Annotated in this window: 23 protein-coding genes; 6 read left to right on the top strand and 17 right to left on the bottom strand. The window is 38.5% G+C overall.

Annotation, left to right across the window (positions count from 1 at the left end):
- A complete protein-coding gene (locus BN990_RS01600; protein ID WP_021290059.1) occupies nucleotides 1–576 on the bottom strand; it encodes a YpjP family protein in 576 nt (191 codons plus the stop codon).
- Nucleotides 577–765: 189 nt separating this feature from the next.
- Nucleotides 766–1,509 (bottom strand): SDR family NAD(P)-dependent oxidoreductase, encoded by a 744-nt coding sequence (locus BN990_RS01595; protein WP_038241865.1) that lies wholly within the window; start codon nucleotides 1,507–1,509, stop codon nucleotides 766–768.
- A gap of 212 nt (nucleotides 1,510–1,721) precedes the next feature.
- Between BN990_RS01595 and BN990_RS01590 the strand changes: the two genes are divergently transcribed.
- The gene (locus tag BN990_RS01590) at nucleotides 1,722–3,032 is read left to right on the top strand and encodes a DUF2254 domain-containing protein (protein ID WP_021290061.1); all 1,311 of its coding nucleotides are present in this window, start codon (nucleotides 1,722–1,724) and stop codon (nucleotides 3,030–3,032) included.
- Nucleotides 3,033–3,054: 22 nt separating this feature from the next.
- Here BN990_RS01590 and BN990_RS01585 read toward each other — a convergent pair whose 3' ends face one another.
- Nucleotides 3,055–4,455, bottom strand: a complete 1,401-nt coding sequence (locus BN990_RS01585; RefSeq protein ID WP_038244731.1) for a SpoVR family protein — start codon at nucleotides 4,453–4,455, stop codon at nucleotides 3,055–3,057.
- A gap of 351 nt (nucleotides 4,456–4,806) precedes the next feature.
- Here BN990_RS01585 and BN990_RS01580 point away from each other — a divergent pair, with 351 nt between their 5' ends.
- From BN990_RS01580 to BN990_RS01560, 5 genes are all read left to right on the top strand, one after another.
- Nucleotides 4,807–5,739: a metal ABC transporter solute-binding protein, Zn/Mn family gene (locus BN990_RS01580; protein ID WP_038241858.1), complete on the top strand. Its 933-nt coding sequence runs from the start codon at nucleotides 4,807–4,809 to the stop codon at nucleotides 5,737–5,739.
- Nucleotides 5,740–5,752: 13 nt separating this feature from the next.
- Complete coding sequence (locus BN990_RS01575) at nucleotides 5,753–6,505, top strand: metal ABC transporter ATP-binding protein (RefSeq protein ID WP_038241855.1); 753 nt, start codon at nucleotides 5,753–5,755, stop codon at nucleotides 6,503–6,505.
- A 1-nt stretch (nucleotide 6,506) separates the two neighbouring features.
- Nucleotides 6,507–7,376 (top strand): metal ABC transporter permease, encoded by an 870-nt coding sequence (locus BN990_RS01570; protein WP_038241852.1) that lies wholly within the window; start codon nucleotides 6,507–6,509, stop codon nucleotides 7,374–7,376.
- Nucleotides 7,373–8,263 (top strand): metal ABC transporter permease, encoded by an 891-nt coding sequence (locus BN990_RS01565; RefSeq protein ID WP_038241850.1) that lies wholly within the window; start codon nucleotides 7,373–7,375, stop codon nucleotides 8,261–8,263. The genes BN990_RS01570 and BN990_RS01565 overlap by 4 nt, the downstream gene beginning before the upstream one ends.
- Nucleotides 8,264–8,413: 150 nt before the next feature.
- A complete protein-coding gene (locus BN990_RS01560) occupies nucleotides 8,414–8,767 on the top strand; it encodes a hypothetical protein (RefSeq protein WP_021290067.1) in 354 nt (117 codons plus the stop codon).
- A gap of 50 nt (nucleotides 8,768–8,817) precedes the next feature.
- Here BN990_RS01560 and yhbH read toward each other — a convergent pair whose 3' ends face one another.
- From yhbH to phnG, 14 genes are all read right to left on the bottom strand, one after another.
- Complete coding sequence (gene yhbH, locus BN990_RS01555; protein WP_021290068.1) at nucleotides 8,818–9,978, bottom strand: sporulation protein YhbH; 1,161 nt, start codon at nucleotides 9,976–9,978, stop codon at nucleotides 8,818–8,820.
- Between the two features lie 181 nt (nucleotides 9,979–10,159).
- Entirely contained in the window at nucleotides 10,160–12,055 is a 1,896-nt protein-coding gene (locus BN990_RS01550; protein WP_021290069.1) for a PrkA family serine protein kinase, read from the bottom strand.
- A gap of 154 nt (nucleotides 12,056–12,209) precedes the next feature.
- Complete coding sequence (locus BN990_RS01545; RefSeq protein WP_021290070.1) at nucleotides 12,210–13,073, bottom strand: ABC transporter permease subunit; 864 nt, start codon at nucleotides 13,071–13,073, stop codon at nucleotides 12,210–12,212.
- Nucleotides 13,073–13,858, bottom strand: coding sequence for a phosphonate ABC transporter, permease protein PhnE (gene phnE, locus BN990_RS01540; RefSeq protein WP_038241847.1), 786 nt, complete (start codon nucleotides 13,856–13,858; stop codon nucleotides 13,073–13,075). The genes BN990_RS01545 and phnE overlap by 1 nt, the downstream gene beginning before the upstream one ends.
- Nucleotides 13,859–13,870: 12 nt before the next feature.
- Nucleotides 13,871–14,635: a phosphonate ABC transporter ATP-binding protein gene (phnC, locus tag BN990_RS01535; RefSeq protein WP_038241844.1), complete on the bottom strand. Its 765-nt coding sequence runs from the start codon at nucleotides 14,633–14,635 to the stop codon at nucleotides 13,871–13,873.
- A gap of 219 nt (nucleotides 14,636–14,854) precedes the next feature.
- Nucleotides 14,855–15,892 (bottom strand): PhnD/SsuA/transferrin family substrate-binding protein, encoded by a 1,038-nt coding sequence (locus tag BN990_RS01530; protein ID WP_038241843.1) that lies wholly within the window; start codon nucleotides 15,890–15,892, stop codon nucleotides 14,855–14,857.
- A 150-nt stretch (nucleotides 15,893–16,042) separates the two neighbouring features.
- On the bottom strand, nucleotides 16,043–16,873 hold the full coding sequence (locus tag BN990_RS01525; protein ID WP_038241842.1) for a PHP domain-containing protein: 831 nt from the start codon (nucleotides 16,871–16,873) through the stop codon (nucleotides 16,043–16,045).
- Nucleotides 16,863–17,585 (bottom strand): phosphonate C-P lyase system protein PhnL, encoded by a 723-nt coding sequence (phnL, locus tag BN990_RS01520; RefSeq protein WP_021290075.1) that lies wholly within the window; start codon nucleotides 17,583–17,585, stop codon nucleotides 16,863–16,865. Before phnL ends, BN990_RS01525 begins: the two co-directional genes overlap by 11 nt.
- 20 nt (nucleotides 17,586–17,605) lie before the next feature.
- Nucleotides 17,606–18,787: a phosphonate metabolism protein PhnM gene (gene phnM / locus BN990_RS01515; protein ID WP_038241839.1), complete on the bottom strand. Its 1,182-nt coding sequence runs from the start codon at nucleotides 18,785–18,787 to the stop codon at nucleotides 17,606–17,608.
- Between the two features lie 14 nt (nucleotides 18,788–18,801).
- Nucleotides 18,802–19,641, bottom strand: a complete 840-nt coding sequence (locus BN990_RS01510) for an ATP-binding cassette domain-containing protein (RefSeq protein WP_021290077.1) — start codon at nucleotides 19,639–19,641, stop codon at nucleotides 18,802–18,804.
- Nucleotides 19,634–20,497: an alpha-D-ribose 1-methylphosphonate 5-phosphate C-P-lyase PhnJ gene (locus tag BN990_RS01505; protein ID WP_038241836.1), complete on the bottom strand. Its 864-nt coding sequence runs from the start codon at nucleotides 20,495–20,497 to the stop codon at nucleotides 19,634–19,636. The genes BN990_RS01510 and BN990_RS01505 overlap by 8 nt, the downstream gene beginning before the upstream one ends.
- Nucleotides 20,497–21,606, bottom strand: a complete 1,110-nt coding sequence (locus BN990_RS01500) for a carbon-phosphorus lyase complex subunit PhnI (RefSeq protein WP_038241834.1) — start codon at nucleotides 21,604–21,606, stop codon at nucleotides 20,497–20,499. Before BN990_RS01500 ends, BN990_RS01505 begins: the two co-directional genes overlap by 1 nt.
- Complete coding sequence (gene phnH, locus BN990_RS01495; protein WP_021290080.1) at nucleotides 21,607–22,203, bottom strand: phosphonate C-P lyase system protein PhnH; 597 nt, start codon at nucleotides 22,201–22,203, stop codon at nucleotides 21,607–21,609.
- Between the two features lie 32 nt (nucleotides 22,204–22,235).
- Nucleotides 22,236–22,658: a phosphonate C-P lyase system protein PhnG gene (phnG, locus tag BN990_RS01490; protein ID WP_021290081.1), complete on the bottom strand. Its 423-nt coding sequence runs from the start codon at nucleotides 22,656–22,658 to the stop codon at nucleotides 22,236–22,238.
- Between the last annotated feature and the right edge of the window lie 49 nt (nucleotides 22,659–22,707).

Raw genomic sequence — 22,707 nt, 5'->3', positions numbered from 1 at the left:
TTAAGCCATCCATTTTGGTGGTGTATTCTTATCCCAGTATATATCGCCAATATCATAATGTTTCTCAAAATTATCGTCTTTAATATGATAATGGAAGTTAAACCAATGCCCTTCTAATGGACGATGGTCTCTCCTTACGTGAAATTTCGCAACATATTGCTGATTCTTTACATCTAAAATATTAAAGATACGTTCTCCATAACCATCAGCAGGGTCTTCTGTAATCGTATAATAAGGAATTGGTTGGTTGTTTTCATCGAGCAAGATAGTTTGCATAACCGCTTCAATGTTTGGCAGAATAACCGATGTAAATTCATCACCTACACGACGCGTAATCCTTGGCCCCATTTTAAGCTCAGTCTGTGCCTTGATCTTATGACTAAGCTGCTCCATTGTTAAAGCTACGTTCGTCGATTGTTCTAGTACAGTAGTAGAAGTTGCTTCATTTACATTCGATCCCGAGTCATAACGTTGTTTGGGCTCCTCCGGATCGGCAGTTAAAGAAGCAGGAACGTACATCCCTAAAGTCATTATTGTAATTAAAATGACGGCTATTTTTCTCATCCATTGCTTCATGATCGGGCGCTCCTTTTTATCTATTACTATAGATTTTATCACTTCTTGTCCATTTGTCTATCCTATTTTTCAGAATTTAACCATTTATTAAATGAAGTGATATATTTTGTAATTATATCTTTGTCAATCTGCTTTCGGGGGAACGCGAGCCTAAACGGAAGAAACCTTTGTCATTTAAGAGGTTCAAGATCATTCTGTTCGTGTGCCAAGTGTTAATCCACCATCAACAACAAATTCAGCGCCCGTACAGTATGAACTCTGACTGGAAGCAAGAAAAGCAATAACATTTGCAATCTCTGTTGGTTCACCGATTCTTCCTAACGGTGTTTGCCCATAAATCGGCAGCGTTCCACTTTTCTTCGCCATTTCCGTATTTACACCTCCAGGGTGTACCATATTGATTCTAATTCCCAATTCACCAACTTCTACAGCAGTTGCCTTCGACATTGCAACCACAGCTGCCTTCGATGAGGCATAAGCTGCTGTACCATCCAACGGCGCAAAAGCGGAAATAGATACATTGTTAATAATGGATCCTGCCCTTTGCTTCGACATGACAGGAATAACGTTTTGCATACCAAGAAAAACACCTATTTGATTCACGTTTATAATTTCACGGTAGTGATTCAATTCTGTGTCTGTTAAAGGACCATTATAATATAAACCAGCATTATTCACGAGTACGTCCAACCGCCCAAACACTGCGATGGTAGATTGGATAGCTTGTTCCCAATCTTCTTCGCTTGTAACATCAAGCTGAACAGGGAGCGTTTGATTTACTTCAGCTTCTTGGGAAAGTTTCTTAGCATCTTGCAGCTTACGGGAAGCAATGACGACTCGAGCTCCTAAGGACAAAAACTTGTTTACTTGAGACTCGCCTTGACCTTTAGAAGCGCCAGTAATCAGAACAACTTTATTCTCAAGATCATACATACGATCACCTTTTTCTTTATCTATTTTTGCATGATTTAATCATATCAAGTCAGCATCAAAACTTCACGAGAAATGTCACCTCTCATTTCTGGCTACACATCCCATTCTAACCTAAATCTTTCTTCTTCTCGTTTTACTTACGTATTACCGGGGAACATAAAAAAAGAAAGAATGCAAGAGACATCTATAGAATGACAGAAAAGAGGTATAAAATGAATACCACCAAAGCTTCTTCTAAATTACGCGATAGCTTTTGGTTTTTACCAATTATATATGGGCTATGTTCCATTCTTGCTGTCAGCATCATCACGTTAATCGATGTTACGCTCGTACCAAGATTTTCGAATAGTATTCCAAATATACTACTAACAGGACAAAGTATCGCAAAGAATTTGTATTCAGCTCTAATCACCGCGATGCTCACCATGATAACCATCAGCTTCTCAACAATCATGGTTGTATTAACCACTTATTCTTCCCAGTTTTCGCCGCGGGCCTTACAAGATTTTATGCGAAGTAAAATCACTAAACATGTCTTAGGTGTGTTTACCTTTGGGTTTATATTTGTGTTGATTAATTTATGGCTGTTAACAGAATCGAAGCAGAAAGACTTATTAAGCCCTTTTTTCACAGTGATATTCACTATTCTCTCTCTAGGATTTTTCATCTTGTTTATCCATTATGCCGCGCGTTATGTACAGGTGAACTTTTTAATTTCGACTGTACGTAATGAAACATCGAAATTAATTAAAGAGACCTTTGCAGATCGGACATATGGTGAGCACCAACATTGGGACCATTCACAAATTCAGGAGATAAAGGAAAAGGATAAGCAAACCACGTATGCATTGCGCTCTGGATATATTCAGCATGTTGATTACAACTATCTCATTCAATGGGCTAGTAAAAATAACATGGTACTCGAAGCAAATTTCCAAGTAGGAGATTATGTACCTAAGGGAATGCCCGTATTTTATTATTGGTCGTTTAACCACAAAGATGTAAATGAAGCCGAACACGATCAATTTCTTATGGTGGGAAATGAACGAACAAATTTGCAAGATATTGAATTCTCGATGGAAAAATTAGTTGAAATTGCTGTAAAAGCTTTATCAACGGGGATGAACGACCCAAATACAGCAATTAATTGTATTCATCGTCTTGGTGGTTTACTAACCGAGTTAGCAGGAAATTACCGCCCGATCACGTACTTCTCGGATAATCAAGGAGATTTAAGATTAATAATGGAACAAAAAAGATTTCGGGATTATCTATATAAAAGCTTTTACCAAATTAAACATTATGGCAAAGATGATATATCTGTCGTAAGTAACATCGTAGACGTATTATATAAATGTGCGGTTGTCAGCAATCAGTCGATCCAAAAAGAGCTTTGGGACTTTACCCATTATGTTTTAGAAGCGGTAGATGTCCAAAGTCTTCCATCAATGGATTACCATTATTTAAAAGAGATCATGGTTAAATTTGCAAATGTGACTGGCAAAAATCTAAATTGGGGCTGACGCAAGCGTCAACCCCATTTGACTATAATTGGCGATGGTACGTTTTCTTCCCATCGTGAGAATAGATGACTTTCTTCTCCTCCACATAGGTTTCTAAATAAACCGTTTTGCCCCATAATTGATAAATATAAGGAAGAACATGTTCTAAATAAGTAAGGTCCAGTTCCGTTCCTTCATAATTATGAACTAAATAGAGCTCCCCATTACGTAGATAATCTCCATTTTCTACCGTAATATAAGGAAAACCACCATTTACACGCATGGTTACTAATTGTTCTCGGACTGCTTCATAATCTTTATTCGTAATTTGATAATTCCTTCCTTTCTTCTCAAATAAATACATATCTTCTCGCTGTACCAATTCTTTCGTTAAATAATTACGAATAAATGATATGTCTGACTCCAGTTCTCGTACTTCGAAAATTTTTTCTCTACCTGAATTATCTTGAACACCCAATTCCTTCATCTCTTTGGTAGGATGATTATAACGTTCCTCAATATCTTCAAAGATCTTTATTCCCAAATAATAAGGATTAATTTGATGCCTCGATGGTTGAACAACTCCAGCATTTAAGGAAGCAAATTCAATCGTTTCATCACTCGTTAAATCCAGCTCACGTAAAATGCGCTGATGCCAATAGGAAGCCCAGCCTTCATTCATAATTTTCGTTTCTAACTGTGGCCAAAAGTAGAGCATCTCTTCACGCATCATGGTCAATATATCTCGTTGCCAATCGTCTAGCTCTCTGCTATATTCTTCAATAAATAACAGAAGATCTTTCTCTGGTCGAGGAGGAAACTTCTTTCTTTTTTTTATTTCCCTTTTTTGTTTATTCTCAGCCTTCTCATCCAAGCTCCATAAGTCATCATACGGCGTTTTTTGTATAGATAGCTGCTCTTCCTCTTCTTCTATTTGATAATCTGGTAACTTGGGTCTGATAATCGACGGATCAATATGCTCTTGAATTGCAAGAATAGCATCTAAAAATGCTTCCACTTCTTGTTTTCCATGAATCATTTCATAGTGAGCGATTCGTTCAGCCGTTGCCGTCATACTCTCTACCATATCCCTTCTTGTATTGGAAAAGCGCACATTATTCTTAAAGAAATCACAGTGCGCCAACACATGAGCAACGATCAATTTATTTTGAATAAGGCTATTAGTATCTAGTAAAAAGGCATAGCACGGATTAGAATTAATCACCAATTCATAAATTTGACTCAGTCCCAAATCATATTGCAGCTTCATCCGATGAAATTGTTTTCCAAAGCTCCAATGGCTAAAACGTGTTGGCATTCCATAAGCACCAAATGTATAAATAATATCTGCTGGACAGATTTCATAACGCATTGGATAAAAATCCAACCCAAATCCGGACGCAATTTCCGTAATTTCGTCAATGGCACGATCGAGTTTCTTCATTTCGGTCAAATAGATCCCTCCAAACGTACTTTATACAGTTTATGAACAAATAAAAGAATGATTACAGTTTATCCGAAAAGCTTTAGCGGATATAAAAGGGGGTCACTTTTATACTCAAATGCTACATGAGGACGATTGATCTAGTTAATAAGTGATACGTCCAAAGTTTTTAAACAAAAGTATTGATAAATTTAAACCATTGCCATATAATTTGCCTATAGGAAACTTTTTATAACCAATAAAACCTTTTGGACATAATACAACAAGAGCATGATTCACATATAATGCAAGAGAATTTTTTTAGGTTTGTTTTGCATTAATCAAACTTTATTAGAGAGGGGAAATACCACATTGAGAAAGATCGGATTTTTTATGATTACTACCCTATTTATTATCGGAGTTGCAGGCTGTTCCTCGGGATCAGAGGAGATACAAGGTTCAGAGGATAAACCGGTTGAAATTGTAACAACTACTGCCCAAATTGGAGATATAACAAAGAATATTGGCGGTGAGCTTGTAGAAGTAAATAGCCTAATGGGACCAGGGGTTGATCCGCATTTATATAAAGCAGTCCAAGGCGATATTCAAAATATGACAAGTGCTGATATCATTTTTTACAACGGCTTGCATCTTGAAGGACAAATGGGAGAAATCTTTGAAGAAATGAAAAAGGAAAAACCAACCATTCCAGTGGCAGAGCGTATTCCTGAGGATAAATTACTGGCTGACCCTGACAGTCCAGATGTGAGTGATCCCCATGTATGGTTCGATATTAACTTGTGGAAATATGCTGCCGAAGCTGTCCGGGACGGACTTATCGAACTGGATCCCAGCAATGAAGAAACATATGTTAAAAATACCGAAGCTTACCTAGAAGAGCTTGATAAACTAAATGAATACGCTATGGATAGATTTGAGGAAATTCCAGAAGAAAGTCGTGTTCTTGTAACAGCTCATGATGCATTCAATTACTTCGGTGAAGCTTATGGCTTTGAAGTATTAGGGCTTCAAGGGTTAAGCACCGAATCGGATTATGGCGTCAACGATATTCAACGAATTATTGATGTACTCGTCGAACGAAATATTAAAGGTGTATTCGTTGAAAGCAGTGTATCCGAACGTTCTATTAATGCGGTAGTAGAAGGTGCGAAAGAGGAAGGACATGATGTCTCCATTGGCGGTGAATTGTACTCCGATGCAATGGGTGAAGAAGGTACAGAAGAAGGTACCTATATTGGGATGTTTAGACATAATGTGGAAACGATTGTAGAATCTTTAAAGTAAGGTGGAGGATAGCATGTATGCATTGTCAGTGAAGGATATATCAGTAACCTATGATAAACAGTTAGCACTTGAAAATGTGTCTTTTGCTGTACCAGAAGGGTCGATAACCGGGATTATCGGTCCGAATGGTGCTGGTAAGTCAACGCTTATTAAGTCTATTTTACAATTATTACCTACACTCTCAGGTAATGTAGAAGTATTTCATAAACCAATAAAATCACAGAAGAAAATTATCGGTTACGTACCACAGCGCAGCGAAGTCGATTGGGATTTTCCAACTAATGCACTCGATGTCGTACTAATGGGAAGATATAATCACATTGGTTTGTTCAAACGCGCCAACAAAAAAGAAGTTACATGGGCCAAAACCTGTCTTGAAAAAGTTGGCATGCAAGACTACGCCACTCGACAGATTAGTCAATTATCAGGCGGACAACAGCAGCGTGTCTTTCTAGCAAGAGCTATGGCTCAAGATGCGAAAGTCTACTTTATGGATGAACCATTTGCAGGTGTGGATGCATCTACGGAGAAAGCAATCATTCAATTGATGAAAGAATGGAAAGCAGAGGGCAAGACAGTCCTTGTTGTCCATCATGATTTACAAACAGTAAATGATTATTTTGATCACGTATTATTATTAAATAAATCACCTATTGCTTATGGAGAAACGCAGACCGTATTTACCCTTGATAATTTAGAACAAGCATACGGAGGAAAGATTGCATTCTTACAAAAAGCCCCGGCTACTGTAAAGGAGAGTACGTAAGATGGACGCTTTTTCATCTTTTTTTTCCAGTGCTAACTTGCAATGGGTGCTTGCAGGGAGTTTACTATTAGGTTTTGCGAGTGGTGTCATTGGAAGTTTTGTTTTACTGAAAAGGCAAAGTCTAATTAGTGATGCTATGGCTCACGCGGCATTGCCAGGTGTATGTATTATTTATATTCTATTTCAAGTCAAATCGGTACCTTTTCTCTTAGCAGGGGCGGCAGTTACTAGTTTGATCGCAACTCAATCGATTCAAACCATCGTGAATAAATCGCGTATTAAAACAGACGCAGCGATCGGCATCATTATTTCTGTTTTTTTTGGACTTGGTATTGTTTTGTTAACCTACATCCAGCAGAACTCCAGCGGAAATCAAGCAGGACTCGATTCATTTATCTTTGGGCAAGCAGCTTCCCTTGTAAGGAGTGATGTTCAATTAATAGCCATTGGTGCATTGGTTTTGATCATCCTAACGGCATTGTTTTTTAAGGAATTTAAAATTAGTATTTTTGATCCAGAGTTTGCAAAAGGAATTGGATTACCAGTGACATTCTTTAATGGCGTTCTCTTGTTTTTAGTCGTTGCTGTAGTTGTCATAGGTATTCAAATGGTTGGTGTTGTATTAATTGCTGCACTATTAATTACACCGCCAATCTCTGCAAGGTATTGGACCGATCGTCTTGGATGGATGACGATACTAGCTGGTATATTTGGTGCGATCGCTGGTGTTAGTGGTGCTGTTTTAAGCACAGCTTTTAATAATTTACCAACTGGTCCAGTTATTGTTTTAAGTGCCTCCCTTATCTTTTTCATTTCCTTGTTCTTAGGATCAAAAAAAGGGCTTATCATTAAAGGGGTGAAGCACGCATGACCTATACAATTTGGATTATCTTAACTGGATGTCTTGTCGGTCTAACCTGTGGCGTGACAGGATCGATATTGGTTTTACGAAAAATGTCCATGATTGCAGATGCGATTAGCCATACGGTTTTATTAGGGATTGTTGGTGCATTCTTTGTTACACAATCACTGAATGGCGTACCCATGTTGATCGGTGCAGGAGTCGTCGGTATTTTAACAGCACTATTTGTGGAAATGCTCCATTCATCTGGTGTACAATCCGATGCGGCAATTGGTATCGTATTTACATCCTTGTTTGCATTGGGAGTTGTACTCATTTCCTTTATTGGGGATCAAGTTCACCTGGATGTACAGCATGCATTAATGGGTGAGATTGCTTTTGTACCTTGGGATACATTATCAATAAATGGTGTCAGCTATGGCCCTATTGCCGTATGGATGCTTGGTGCCGTACTCATCATCAATTTACTTTTAATCACCCTATTTTATAAGGAAATTAAAATGTCAACATTTGATGCGCAATTTGCAACGTTAATTGGAGTACCTGTTGTTTTTATTCATTATTTATTAATGACCATGGTATCCTTATCTACGGTAGCATCATTTGATAGTGTGGGAGCTATACTAGTCGTCGCTATGCTTATCGTACCTGGTGCAACTGCCTATTTATTAACAGACCGCTTTCTTATTTTACTTATTTTAAGTGGTGTCATTGGTGTTGTATCAGCATTAATGGGCTATTGGTTCGCTGTCAGCTTCAATGTATCTATTGCGGGTTCAATGGCCGTAGCAACAGGTGTGCTATTCCTTGCCGCTTTCTTATTCAGCCCTAAGCATGGTGTTATTTTGCGAAAGTGGAGAAATAAAATAGAAGAAAATGTACAACAATCTGCATAAAAAATGACCAAGGAATAGAATTCCTTGGTCATTTTTTATAGGTAAATGGAAATGGATGGAAGTAGTGAGATGATAACGAAACCAAGTATCTAATCATTCTTTGTATGTTTCCTTTCATTCGGGAAAAACTACCTATTAGGAGGAATTAGTATGCCAGATCAATTTTTAACCATCGAACAATTTAATAAGCTGTTAAAAAGATGGAATGGAAAACGTGTAAAAATTGCAAAGCAGGAACTACATGATTATGATGAAACCATCATTGATCTCTCTGCGGTCTCCTATGAGACAAACACCCGAAGAATCGATGATTATCAACCACTACATGCACTACATTTAAATGGAGTTGGTGAAATAGAAAATGCTTCCAATCACCTAGAAGAATTACCTATGTCTATGTATGAAATACCGCTGGAGGATACCTCATTATATCAGTTTGATGGCGAGCGATTTGCATTAGTAACGGATCGGGCCATTTATACAATTGAGGTTGTCAATGAATAGAACCGGCGCATCACTGGGTCATGGGACTCCAGAAATGCCCGGTTCTCCTTTTATACCAACGCTTCTTCTTTTTTGAAGAATGTTTTTAATGCTTGGTAAATATCCGCTTTTTCCTTCACAATATAGTACCTAAACTTCGGATCATCGATTTCTTCAAAAGCGCGCATTAAGGTTGATTTTCGATTATAGCCATTTACCTCACCATAGCCAAACATACTAGACACCTTCATAACCTTTTCTACAAGGTCGATACAGGTAGGGTTATCGGAAGTGATATTTTCCCCATCGGATATATGAAATGGATAGATATTATAGCGAGATGGGTGATACTGTTCTTGGATTAGTTCTAACGCTTTGGAATAGGCAGAAGAACAAATCGTGCCTCCACTTTCTCCCTTCGAAAAGAAATCTTCTTCGGATACCACTTTCGCTTCCGTATGATGCGCAATAAATTCAATTTCCACTGATTCATATTTTGTTCGTAAGAAGCGAGTCATCCAGAAAAAGAAACTACGAGCCACATATTTCTCAAATGTTCCCATCGAGGCACTTGTATCCATCATTGCTAATACAACAGCCTTGGATTCTGGCTTGGTTACATCATTCCATGTTTTAAAACGTAAATCATCATTATAGATCGGTGTTATCCCAGGTCTGCCCTCTCTAGCATTCCTTTTTATTGCAGTAAGAATGGTACGCTTTTTATCAATATTACCCATTAAACCTTTCTTACGAATATCATTAAACTCAATTCTTTCTGTAGTAATCTCGGCCTGTTCTTTTTCTTGGAGATTAGGTAATTCTAATTCTCGAAAGAGGGCATTCTCAATTTCTTCTAAGGATACTTCCGCTTCATAGTAATCTTCTCCTGGTTTATCTCCCGCCTTTTTGCCTCTTCCTTGGCCTTGCTCATCTCCTTTTGGAGCTTGGGCAATAATGTCACCGACTTGGCTATCTCCCTTTCCTTGCCCGACATGCTTTGATTTATTATAGCTATAGCGAATCTTATATTCATCTAATGACCGAATTGGAATTTTAATTACATCTTTTCCATTTGACATAATAATGTTTTCTTCACTTACCAAGTCCGGTAAATTATTCTTAATAGCATCTTTCACTTTATCCATATGACGTGTTTGATCCTGATAACCTTTACGGTGGAGGGACCAGTTTTCCTTCGATACGACAAAATTCCCCTTATCTTCTTGCATGCCTTCCCCTCCTATACAATTTGATCTACTTCTGTTTTGATGCTTTCTCTATCCTATGCAAGCACTAAGTTATTATTGCATTATTTAAACTATTTTGTAAAAATGGTTCATTTACCATCAAACAGAATTGCTATAAAAAATAACAGGGCGCGCGTCCACCCTGTTATTGGCACAAAGTTACTTATCTATTCAACAAACTTCCTACATATCGGAGCAGTTCATTCGCTGAGACAGAATTATAACCATATTCGTCAACCAATCTTGCAATAACCTCATTGATTTTCTTCAATTGTGATTCATCCGGTGTTTTCGTAGAAGTCGTTATTTTTACAACATCTTTCAAATCGGCAAACAATTTCTTTTGAATTGCTTGGCGTAAGCGTTCATGCGAGTTATAATCAAACCTTTTTCCTTTTCTGGCATACGCAGAAATACGAATAAGAATTTCCTCCCGAAATGCTTTTTTTGCATTTTCTGAAATTCCAATTTGCTCTTCTATCGAACGCATTAGCTTCTCATCAGGATTCATTTCTTCGCCAGTAAGTGGATCACGCAGCTTATTCTTATTACAATATGCCTCTACATTATCTAGATAATTATCCATTAATGTCTTCGCAGATTCTTCATAGGAATAAACAAAAGCCTTCTGTACTTCTTTTTTAGCAATCTCATCATATTCTTTTCTTGCAATAGAAATATAGTTCATATACTTTTCTTTATCTTCCTGAGAGATGGATGCATGCTGGCTTAAACCTTCTTTTAGTGAGCGCAACACATCCAGAGCATTGATCGATGGTACTTCCTTACGAATGATGGCAGAAGATATACGGTTAATTACATAACGTGGATCAATCCCGTTCATTCCTTCCACTGGAAACTCTGCCTTCAATTCTTCCACATCCATTTGATTAAAGCCTTCAACACTTTCCCCATCGTACAGGCGCATTTTCTTTACAATATCTACACCTTGCTTATTTGAATCTTCCAGCCTGGTCAAAATAGAAAAGATTGCTGCTACTTTTAGCGCGTGAGGAGCAATATGAACATGCGCCATATCACTTTCTTTGATCATTTTTTGGTAAATCCGTTCCTCTTGTGAAACTTCCAAATTATAAGGTATTGGCATCACAATAATCCGTGAATGCAAAGCCTCGTTCTTTTTATTGGAAATAAATGAGCGGTACTCAGCTTCATTCGTATGGGCGACAATCAATTCATCCGCACTAATTAATGCAAATCGACCTGCTTTAAAATTTCCTTCTTGTGTCAATGAAAGCAAATGCCATAAGAACTTTTCATCACACTTTAACATTTCCTGAAATTCCATCATTCCACGATTGGCCTTATTCAGTTCTCCATCAAATCGATAAGCTCTTGGATCGGATTCAGAACCATATTCGGCTATGGTGGAAAAATCAATGCTTCCTGTCAAATCGGCAATATCCTGTGATTTGGGGTCAGAAGGACTGAACGTACCGATGCCAACACGTTTGTCTTCGGAAAGGAAAATTCGCTCTACCCGTACATCTTCAATTTTCCCATTGTACTCTTTTTCTAAGCGCATTGTATTAAGTGGTGATAGACTCCCCTCAATCCGCACACCATATTCCTCAGCAAATTCCTCACGTAAATGATGCGGGATTAAATGCAATGGGTCCTCATGCATTGGACATCCTTTAATTGCATAAACAGCACCTTCCTCTGTCCGTGAATACTTTTCCAGTCCACGTTTCAGCATGGTTACAATTGTCGATTTCCCACCACTTACAGGACCCATTAATAATAGGATACGCTTACGTACATCCAGCCTTTTCGCTGCTGGATGAAAATATTCTTCCACTAATCTTTCCATTGCATCTTCCAGTCCAAAAATTTCTTCTCCAAAAAAGTCATACATCTTCTTGCCGTCTTTTTCTGTAATACCAGAACTCATGATCATATTATATATGCGTGAATGAGCAGTCTGAGCAATCTCTGGTCTCTCTTTCAATAACTCTAGATATTCCGCGAACGTACCTTCCCACTGCAGCTTGCGCTCTTCCTCACGATAAGTTTTCACCTTGTTTAATATATTCATTCGATCCCTCCATCAAGGTCGCGGTTTAATTACACTATATGCATTAGCCTACTTGATGATTCCCGTAAAAGAAATTACATTAAAAATCTTATAACCTTCCCTTATAGAAAAGCGCAAGTGTCCCAATCTCTACAGACACTTGCGCTTTAACCATTCAACTTTCGCTTCGAACCGAAGCAGGGAAATAACGGTTTTTCAATTGGGTAGACAATACCTCCAAGATAATAGCAATCAGTAGGATAGCATAGGTAATAAATCCAACCTCACTGAGATCAAAGTAAAATCCAGAAGCCATGAATAGTTCAAAACCAATCCCACCGGCACCTGCCGCTGCACCCATTGCAACAGCTACCGAAAAATTGATCTCAAATCTAAGAAACGTCCATGATAATAAATATGTAAACGTTGAAGGTAGTACCCCATGGGTAACTATATGCCACCAATTAGATCCGGTCGATTGTAATGCTTCTATGATCCCTTTATCTATCTCTTCAAATGCCTCGGAAAAAGCCTTTACTAAATAAGCAATTGAATGAAAAAGCATTCCAAGAACAGCGGCTTCACTTCCTAGGCCTGCTGCGATTGCAAAGATGAGGACCCATAGAACAGTTGGTACTGCTCGAATAAACGCAACGACAATTCGTACCGTTTTGGAAACCCATGCATTCGAAAGGTTTGTAGCAGCCATCAAAGAAAGAAACAATGCAATAACTGCTCCAATAACGGTAGAGAGCACCGCTAGTCCCAATGTAATACCTACTTGATAAAAAGCTTCTCCCAAACTAAAATGATTTAATGCAGGTTCAACGAACATTACCTTTAGATTATAGGCCGTTTCTGTAATTGCACTTGCTAAATCAAGGCCCGTATAATCAAATAGCAGAAAACCAATAAGACTTAAAATAATCAATGAACCGATCGTTGCACGCATAACCAATTGTTGTTTACTTCTAGCCTTAATTAAAATGCTGCCATCCCGGTTGCGTTTCATATACGTTGGTTTTGATAAAGTTTCCATTATAAGATCACCTTCCGTATATAGTTTGATAGCAATTCGATCACGATTACAGCGATAACAATACTAAAAGTAACCAATGCAACTGCATTATAATTCATTGACTTATAATACATATCAAACGTGTAACCAATTCCTGTTCCAGTTAGAATTCCTACCAGTGTGGCACTTCTAATATTCGTTTCAATCATAAACAGTATCCAGCTAATGATTTGGGGAAGGCTTTGTGGAATGACCGCTTTATTAACAATGTGAACATAGGTTGCTCCCGTTGCTGTTAAAGCCTCAACCGAACTATGACTCGCTTCATCAATCGATTCAATGAAAGCTCTCGTTAGAAAACCCACCGTACCGACAAATAAAGCTAAATAACCCGTTACGGAATTTTGTCCGAAGGAAAGTAATAATATTAATGCCCAAGCTACTACTGGGATATTTCTAGATACAGAAGCAATAAATCGGGCTGCCACGCTTAATACCCCATTTATACTCGTTGTTTTTGAACCCATTATACCTAAGAAAAGGGATACGACTGCAGCTGTTGTTGTAGCTGCAATCGACATAAATATCGTTTCTGTCAGCTTCTCTAAAATGGTTGGAAGCTTTTCTAGCGATTCCTGTGTAATCAGTAAATTAGCGAAAATCCAACCAATAGCTTGGGGGAATGCAGTTAAACCTTCCATAAGGTTGAAGTTAGTAATAAAAGCTGATAGATACGTAACAGCTATAATAAGGATGAAGAATAAGGTTGCTTGCCATTTTCGTTTTTGCATGACTTTTTCATTCACTTTAATTTCTCCCTACACCGTAATTAATTCTCGTGTTTGCGTTCCATAGATTCGATTAATCTTATCATCTGTTAATTGGTGAATTGGTCCATCAAAGACAACTTCTCCTTCGTTTAATCCAATAATCCGATCAGAATATTGCTGGGCAACTTCTACTTGATGCAGATTAACTAAACAAGTAATACCTAGTTCTGAAGTAATGCTCTTTAAATGATCCATAATGATTTTTGAAGAATTTGGATCAAGGGAAGCAATAGGTTCATCACATAGTACAAGCTTCGGGTCTTGAATCAAGGCACGAGCAATGCCAACTCGTTGTTGCTGCCCTCCACTTAATTGATCACAACGTTTATATGCATGCTCTTCAATTCCTAGTTTGTGCAGCAAATAAAATGCCCGTGCTTTCTCATCTTCATTAAATCTCCCAAGTACACCTTGTAGGGTTGATTTATAACCAAACCGTCCATGAAGAACATTTTCAATAACCGTTAACCTTGGTACTAAGTTATAATGTTGGAATACCATACCAATGTCCGTACGGAGTTTTCTTAGATCCTTTTTCTTTAATCTACTTACTTCTTGATTATCAAATAGTATACTTCCCTCACTTATCGATACCATCCGATTTATACAACGAAGTAAAGTTGACTTCCCAGCACCAGATGGACCAATAATAGAAACAAATTCCCCTGCTTTTACATCGAAATTAACTCCTTTTAATACACGGGTTTCTGTGTTGTAAGACTTACCAAGCTCAATAACTTGTAATAATGCCATCTTCATTACTCCTTTCTGTTTATAGTGAAGCTTCTATCGGTGGGAGTTCTTTTATCCCCCGTCAATTGTTAATACTCCGAAATGCTTAAAACCTCTGAACACAATCGTACGTATACTGGTAGTCTCCTAAGGATCACTGTCAGTTACATGTAGGATAAAAGAGTATGCCGTTCTACCGTGCATACTCTATTGGTTTATTGATTTATTGACAAGCTTTATTTACTTATTGATTTCACGAATCGGATCAAACCATGCATCTTCTACAGGAGCGAATCGTTCGTCACCAGATTTAAAGAATAAAGCAGATCCTTCTGCATCTTCTGGGACAAAAATGGATGCATTATTTGCTACTTCATCAGAGGTTAAAGCTTCTTGTAATTTCTTATAATCTTCTTCGCCTAACGTGTCCATATTAGCAACAAACGGTGCATTTAATACAGGCGTAACACTCATTAGTGTAAATTCACTACCAGTCACTTTATTGAATGGTTCAGCGGCATCATCCTTGACACGATAAACGGAGCCGACCTTATTCTCTTCTCCTTCTGCAATTTCCACATAATTTTCCACACATGTATCACAGAAAGCAGCGACATCGGCATTACCAGATAATAAATTCACGGCTGAACCTTGATGGGAATTACCAAACAGTACCTGAGAGAAAAGTGATCCACCTTCCATTAAATCTTCTTCTGTTAAATCGGCATATTGATCTTGTTCGGTAAAGTGTGCAAGAATACTAGAAGAAGGTACTTTAAATCCTGATGTGGAGCTATTTGAAACAAATGAGAATGACTTGTCAGCAATCGTGTCTAATGAAAATTCGCCATCCTTTTTAAACGTTTCTTGGTCATCAACATTGACAGCTAACCAGCTGTGATAAACAGCATCGTCTAGTGTGCCAGAAGGACCTGTTGGAACAACCAGCGGCTGAATCGAATCATTACTGTCATTTGCTTCGATATATCCTTGTGCACCCATAAATGCAACATCTGCATTATTATTAACTAGCGTTTCAATTGCAATTGCATAATCTGTAGTTAAATGATGTTCTACTTCTTTCCCTGTTGCATCCGCTATTACTTTTCCAATCTCATCACGAGACGATTTCAAATCTTCTCCTGATTCATTTGGATACCAAACAATATCAATGACATCATCTACTTCGGGTTCTCCATTTGCATTACCTGTTGAACAGCCAACAGCAAATACAGCTAATAAAAGTAAAACAGCTAACCTAGAAAATGCTCTTCTCATGTTAAACGCCCCTTATTTATAGATTTATGACCATTAAATAGACAGACTGATTCTTAAGCCTATTCAATTGTCCTATATCATTGAAACATAAATAATTTAAAAATAGCTTATATTTACAATAGTTTAACTATTATTTAAGCTTGTTTACAATTACTCAACAGTCGATTTGTTTTTCTTCTTTCGAAGTGGAAGCATCGGACTAGTCAGCGAGCCAATTTCTACCTGAGCACCGAAATATCCATGATAATCTGTTCCACCAGTCATGACTAAGTGATATTCCTTTGCTAATTCCTCTACTTTAAGAACATCCTCCTCCGTATGATCAGGATGATTTCGCTCTATTCCACCTAAACCAACTTCCATTAGCTCTGGAATTAATTCATACGAATCAAGCTGTCCGGGATGAGCTATTACAGCCAGTCCACCATCTGTAACAATTGCTTTAACAGCATCTGTCGCATCAACATACGTAATATCACCTGCTGCAGGACCCTTCCCTTTAAATAACCGTTGATATACCTGTTGATATTCAGCTGAATTGAAATCAGCCTCCGTTATATGTTCCATCACATGTTGTTTATAAATAATCGAGCTTGGCTTCGCTGATTCAATGATCATTTGTTTATCCAAGTAATAACCATGACGATTTAACTGGTCAATCTGCCATAACGTATGACGTTGCCTTCTCCTACGTACTGCTTGACAAAGCGCATTGATATGTTTCGCCGGCGTTTGATAATGATAGCCTAGGACATGTACCTTTCGATCTCGCTTAAAATCATAAGCAGAGATCTCAATTCCCGGAATTACTTCGATTCCAAAGGTACTGCCAAGGGTTTGTTTTTCTATCAAACCATCCGTACTATCATGATCCACAAAACTCAGATGGGTAACCCCCTGTTGTGCCGCCTTTTTTAGAACAGTACAAACAGCATCTGACCCATCAGAATAATAGCTATGCACATGGAGGTCAGCCTTCACGGATAACACCTTCCTTGGGAGATCGTATCGCTCTTGTTCTCATATCAAAGACTTTGTCACAGAGGCCATTCATAAATTCAATATCATGGAAAATCCCGATTAGTGTAGTTCCATTTGTTTTCAATTTTTCGATGATTTCCCGTACTTTTACCTTTGATTGTTGATCCAAACTAGCAGTTGGTTCATCTAATAATAGTAATCTTGGTTGTTTTACGGTTGCCATTGCAATATTAAGCCTCAGTTTTTCTCCACCCGAAAATGTATTTGGGTAGGTATCCCATAATTCCCTATCAAGCTCAAAATGATTCAATGCTTTTTCTGCTTCTATCTTAGCAATCGCTGTTGGCTCTCCCATTTCCAGCATTGCTTTTTCGATAAGTTGTCTAGATGTTGTCCGTGGCATGACGTTTAAAAATTGCGATACGTAGCCAATTTCATGTTTTCGGAGATAGAGAACCTCACGTTCTGTTGCATGTGCTAAGTCGATCAACCCATAGCGCTTCGAGTCATATACAATACTTCCTTTATCTGGCAAGTAGGTACGGTAGATACTTTTTAGTATGGTAGATTTGCCACTACCACTCTTACCCGCAATGCCGATAAATTCTCCTGCATCTAAAGAGAAATTAATCTGTTCTATGGCTTGCATGGTTTTGCCTAGATGATGAATTGTAAATCGCTTGCCAAAATTCGTAACCTCTAACATTGCCATTATCGTACCTCCTGTTCTTCTTAATTTGTGCGATAATTCGTCGTTGTCATTAATGCACCATTCACCATCGCAGCTGTTAGCATTGGATAACCATCATCCATTCGTTCAATAACAATTATATCTGCCCTCTTCCCAGCCCGAATGGAGCCAACCTCTTCATCCATTTGTACAGCTTTTGCTGGGTTGAGTGTAACCTTCATAAACATATCATGTAAGTTATTGTCATACGTGTCAGTCAATGTAAAGATGGCATGAAGTAAGGCAGCGGGATAATAATCACTGCAAAGAATATCGATACAATTTTCGGATATAGCTTGAGCTGCTGATAGATTCCCAGAATGGGAGCCCCCCAGCATGACGTTAGGAGCACCTGCAATCGTCTGCAAACCTATCTCTTTCGCCTTTTTAGCTACATCTAAGGTTATCGGAAACTCACTAATTGTCGTTCCATAAGAACGTACTAAATCTAGTTTTTCTGAATAATCATCATCATGAGAAGCTACTGCAATGCCTTTTGAAATGGCGACAGCTGCGATTTCGCTAATTTGATGAATAGTTAAACATTCCGTATTCTGACGATCTAAGATAATCGTTTGCACATCTTCGTCAGATAGATTACGATACCCTTTTAGTGTTTTCCGATATACTTCTAAGTCACGGTACTGTCCTTGTCCTGGTGTATGGTCCATAAAAGATAATAGATGTACTTTATCATTATTAATATTTTCTATGAGTCGATCCACCTCATTCACATTGTCAATCTCAAATCGAGCATGCAATCGATGACGAATTAAATGCGGTTGATTATGTGTTGCTGCTATTGCATCTACCATACGTTGGACATTGGCTGGATTACGCATCGGCTTATGATTAAAAATGTCATCGCGATAAAAGGATAGTGAATGAAACATGGTAGTAATACCATGGCTTATCAAGATTTTTTCTGCCTCTCTTAAACTAATACCGAAATCCATCATAGTCGTAGGTCGAGGAGAGGCCAGTGTTTCAATATAATCGGAATGAATATCGATAAACCCTGGAGAAATAAAGCCACCATGTGCGTCAATTTTCACTGCATCCGGATAATCCAATACTTGATCCTCTGAAATAATTTCTTTAATACGTTCCCCGTCGATGACAACGGCACATCCTTCTTCAATTGTTTCTTCTGTGATTACCTTCCCATTATGAATAACGTACACCGTAGCTATCCCTCCTACAATAATGAATAAACCAACCGCTGCGTATAAGCATGCTGCGGGTCTTCCAAGATTTGATCTGTCAGACCTTGTTCAATAATGGAGCCGTTCAACATGACAACCGTACGGTCTGCCAACATCCGAATAACCGCAAGATCATGAGATACAACGACCATACTAATCCCAGATTCACGTTGAATCTTTTTAATTAAGTCCAAGACATTTGCTTGAACAGACAAGTCCAGTCCAGTAGTAACCTCATCTAAAAATAGAATTGGTGGATTATTAGATAGTGCTTTTGCAATTTGAACACGCTGCTGCATCCCACCTGAAAAATTGCTTGGTTCTTCTTTGGAACGGAATAATGGAATATGCACACTTTCTAATAATTGGTTACCTGTTGTTTCCATTTCAGATACATTTCGTTTTCCAGCACTAATTAGCTTTTCCGCAATATTACCCATCGAGGAAAAATTCATTTTCAGTCCATTAACCGGATTCTGGTAAACCATGCCATACTTATGGTTACGAATATATCTTTTCTTCTGAGAGGATAGCTGGAACATATTTTCATCTTGTAATTCCGGGTCATTCAATGTGGCTTCTCCCGAAGAAACATCAGCGTCAAAGTATAAGCATTGCATCATGGTTGATTTCCCACTGCCACTCTCTCCAACAATACCTAAAATTTCACCGGGAAATAAATCGAAGGAAACATCTTGGCAAGCGTAGACAGTACCACAAACAGAGCAATAGTTCTTCTCCAAATTTCTATTCGTTTTTTCCTTACATTCTGGACACCCTGGCCCAAAACGTTTATCTAAATTTCGAACGCGTAATAGTGCTTCCTCACCCATGGTTATGGACCACCTCCTGTCGTTCTCCGCTATTTAGCCGTTCCATACAATAACTGGTATCATTACATTGATAATATGTTTCACCTGTAGCTTCATCGATTAATTCATCTAAGAAGACATCTTCTGCCCCACATAAATGACAATGTTGCCCAGCAAATGATTCCACCGTAAATGGATAATCTTCAAACGCCAAGGATACTACATCCGTATATGGCGGGATTGCGTAGATTTTCTTCTCTCTTCCAGCACCAAGAAGTATTAATGCCTCTGATTGATGCATCTTCGGATTGTCAAATCTAGGAATAGGGCTCGGAGCCATCACATAACAATGATTAACAAACACTGGATGATCCGCACCTGTTGCCGTCTTACCATATTTCATAATTTGTTCAAATAACATGAGCCAAGCTCCGCTGTATTCATCTTCTGCATGCAGTCTTTTTGTCACGTATTCACGAGCCTCGACTTTGCGGAGTGGTTCGGGTGTTGGAACCTGAAGAACGAGAATTTGGTCTTCCGTCAACGTAACTTCCGGAATCCGGTGCCTTGATTGAATCAACGTTGCTGCTTCGGTTTGTTCTGTTAGGTCTACACCAGTTGTTTCCTGAACTAATTTCTTAATACTAACTGCATTAACTGATTCATCAGCACCCTGGTCAATAACTTTCAATGTATCCTGGGTTCCAATTAAAGACAATGTCAGCTGTAATCCCCCCGTTCCCCAACCTCTAGCAATCGGCATTTCTCTTGAGGCAAATGGAACTTGATAACCAGGGATCGCAACTGCTTTTAATGTAGCCCGGCGAATTTCTTTTTTTGATCCTTCGTCAAAAAAGGCAAAGTGTGTCGCAGTCATCACTGTTGTTTCCCCTCCTTTTTCACTTCACGGATGCTATCTAACTTGGATTGGAAGGTAACATAATGTGGAAGTTTTAAATGGGAAATGAATCCTGTTGATTCCACGGAATCGATATGTAATAGCACAAACTCCTCATCATGTGTTGGAAAATCCGCCTCTGGATGTTCTAAACATTGATCTAAAATACTCATTGCAATTGCTTTTGTTTCGTTTTGGCCGTAGCATATTCCGTAACCAATTTCAAACTCCAGCTCATTTTCATTTTGTTTATTTTTTACAGAAACAGGCACAAACGACTCGACTTCTGAAACTTTTATATTACCTATATAGTAGTGATCTGCTTCGTCCTCGTCAGCTTCATTTGGGTGACCAACGGAAATCGGCAGTGTTCCAACTCGAACTTCCCCAACCGTTGGATGTACTTGTCCATATCCACGTAATGATGCATAACCTAAAGCGGTAACTGCTCCTGTTTGGCCGCGGGTTAATGTTTGTAACCTGGCACTTCTTGTAGCTGGAAAACTCAAGTTTTCTTTCGTGATGTCTGTTGGTTTGCTATTATCGCAATCATAGGTTTCGAATAGTCCCTCATGCCTTAAATGATCGACTACCTTTGGAAAATAGATAACTTCATTACCATCACCTACATGTTGTAATGCTTGTTCGTAGTCATGGAGCCAAGATTCGTTCGTACTAGCACTCTCATTGATTAAGGTAAAATCTAGTAATCGATGGGTATAATCATTTGTGGCCCCGAGTAATTGCCCACCAGGAATATCTTTGAAACTTGCAGAAATACGACGTTCTACGAACATGGTTTCAGATTCAACCGTTTCACTATAGTATAACCTCGGCAGCGTAGATCGATGAGCTCGCATAATAAAAACCGCTTCTTCCATACTTCCATTCGCCTGTTTGATGGATAGTGCTGCTAAATACGGAGAATAAAGACTGCTTTCCGACATGACTTGATCAACAAGCGATCGCATGGTAGCCATAATGGTTTGAACTTCAATAATTTCTCCATCCTTTAGCCGTTCATATGTTAGTCGTTTTAAGGATGCTTCTATCGCGTTAGTTCCGCCTTTTACAGCAACATAGCCCATTTAAACCACCTCCAATATTTCGATCTTTGTTGTTCGCGGCACACATACAAGATTTGCCTCGTTGTCTAAGCAAATCAAATCTATTCCTAATGGATATTCCTTTACACGTTTATTTCGAGTTGTCCATAATTCCTTTGTTAAACCTATTTGTAATTCTGTTTCATCCTTAATCCCTGGTCCAGTTAATAGCAACTCTGCTTGATTCACGATCCCAGAACTTTCTAGAAACCACGTAGATGAAAATTGCGGATCTATTAAATTCCCTATCTTGCATTGCTGCAAAGCTTCCACTATATCTTGTTGCAACGCATCTTGAAGAACAATAATGTAATCTGCTTCATGAATTGGCGCTGACTTTGCCAAGGTATATGCAGTAAGCTTCGTACTTAATTGCTGGCTATTTTCAGAAATTATAGCAAAGGTCACCTCTGCATCTAATAATGTCATTGCACTAAGAAATGTTGCCTCGTAACATGGCAAATCATAATCCACTTTTTCGGCAAACGGTTCTAGATTTGAAATCGTGCCTGGATGAGACATACTATGCAATATTTTCCGATATACTTGCTGTAGGTCATGAACTTGATCCATCGCCATAAAATCTCTCCTGAACTGTATTTTTCATGCTATTAAACGTCCATCGTTTCAAAATGAACCTTGGTCTCAAATAATTCAGCTTGTTCCTTGGCTTTTTTAGCTTTAAGGTCTGCCTCAGCTTGTAAGAGCAAATCTTGCCACTCCCTTGTCTCTGGTAAGGTGGCATTATAGGCGGCATCGATAATTGCTAGATGCTTTGCCAGTTCTTCTTCCATTCCCTGTACAATACCAATACCAATATACTGATTGATTTCCACCTTTGCTTCTGTAACTAGAACTTCACCAATATAAAATAATGACTGCTTCGCCGATTCTCGCATCTTGACCATCGTTAACCCATGATGTGGGGGGACGATTTCTTTACAGGTGTATGTCTGCAAAATCGTTTCAGCCAGATGTTCGGCTAGGTCAGCATTTGATTGAACCAGGATTTCAGTCCTTCTACGCCTTTTCATTCAAGCAACCTCCTTTACACACTTATCGTAACTTGTTGCCAAGTGCTTG

Origin of the sequence: Virgibacillus salexigens (assembly GCF_000723585.1) — a bacterium.
Classification (GTDB): Bacteria; Bacillota; Bacilli; order Bacillales; family Amphibacillaceae; genus Virgibacillus; species Virgibacillus salexigens.
This window is presented reverse-complemented; position numbering and strand designations above follow the sequence as displayed.

What these genes read in the sequence shown, in the direction of transcription:
- phnH (WP_021290080.1), bottom strand. Translation starts at nt 22,203, where the DNA reads ATGGCGATGGATCAAGTTCATGACCTACAGCAAGTATATCGGAAAATA.
- phnL (WP_021290075.1), bottom strand. Translation starts at nt 17,585, where the DNA reads ATGGCAATGTTAGAGGTTACGAATTTTGGCAAGCGATTTACAATTCAT.
- BN990_RS01585 (WP_038244731.1), bottom strand. Translation starts at nt 4,455, where the DNA reads ATGAAGAAACTCGATCGTGCCATTGACGAAATTACGGAAATTGCGTCC.
- BN990_RS01575 (WP_038241855.1), top strand. Translation starts at nt 5,753, where the DNA reads ATGTATGCATTGTCAGTGAAGGATATATCAGTAACCTATGATAAACAG.
- yhbH (WP_021290068.1), bottom strand. Translation starts at nt 9,978, where the DNA reads ATGCAAGAAGATAAGGGGAATTTTGTCGTATCGAAGGAAAACTGGTCC.
- BN990_RS01530 (WP_038241843.1), bottom strand. Translation starts at nt 15,892, where the DNA reads ATGAGAAGAGCATTTTCTAGGTTAGCTGTTTTACTTTTATTAGCTGTA.
- BN990_RS01570 (WP_038241852.1), top strand. Translation starts at nt 6,507, where the DNA reads ATGGACGCTTTTTCATCTTTTTTTTCCAGTGCTAACTTGCAATGGGTG.
- phnG (WP_021290081.1), bottom strand. Translation starts at nt 22,658, where the DNA reads ATGAAAAGGCGTAGAAGGACTGAAATCCTGGTTCAATCAAATGCTGAC.
- BN990_RS01560 (WP_021290067.1), top strand. Translation starts at nt 8,414, where the DNA reads ATGCCAGATCAATTTTTAACCATCGAACAATTTAATAAGCTGTTAAAA.
- BN990_RS01600 (WP_021290059.1), bottom strand. Translation starts at nt 576, where the DNA reads ATGAAGCAATGGATGAGAAAAATAGCCGTCATTTTAATTACAATAATG.
- BN990_RS01545 (WP_021290070.1), bottom strand. Translation starts at nt 13,073, where the DNA reads ATGGAAACTTTATCAAAACCAACGTATATGAAACGCAACCGGGATGGC.
- BN990_RS01550 (WP_021290069.1), bottom strand. Translation starts at nt 12,055, where the DNA reads ATGAATATATTAAACAAGGTGAAAACTTATCGTGAGGAAGAGCGCAAG.
- BN990_RS01595 (WP_038241865.1), bottom strand. Translation starts at nt 1,509, where the DNA reads ATGTATGATCTTGAGAATAAAGTTGTTCTGATTACTGGCGCTTCTAAA.
- phnC (WP_038241844.1), bottom strand. Translation starts at nt 14,635, where the DNA reads ATGGCATTATTACAAGTTATTGAGCTTGGTAAGTCTTACAACACAGAA.
- BN990_RS01510 (WP_021290077.1), bottom strand. Translation starts at nt 19,641, where the DNA reads ATGGGTGAGGAAGCACTATTACGCGTTCGAAATTTAGATAAACGTTTT.
- BN990_RS01590 (WP_021290061.1), top strand. Translation starts at nt 1,722, where the DNA reads ATGAATACCACCAAAGCTTCTTCTAAATTACGCGATAGCTTTTGGTTT.
- BN990_RS01500 (WP_038241834.1), bottom strand. Translation starts at nt 21,606, where the DNA reads ATGGGCTATGTTGCTGTAAAAGGCGGAACTAACGCGATAGAAGCATCC.
- BN990_RS01505 (WP_038241836.1), bottom strand. Translation starts at nt 20,497, where the DNA reads ATGACTGCGACACACTTTGCCTTTTTTGACGAAGGATCAAAAAAAGAA.
- BN990_RS01565 (WP_038241850.1), top strand. Translation starts at nt 7,373, where the DNA reads ATGACCTATACAATTTGGATTATCTTAACTGGATGTCTTGTCGGTCTA.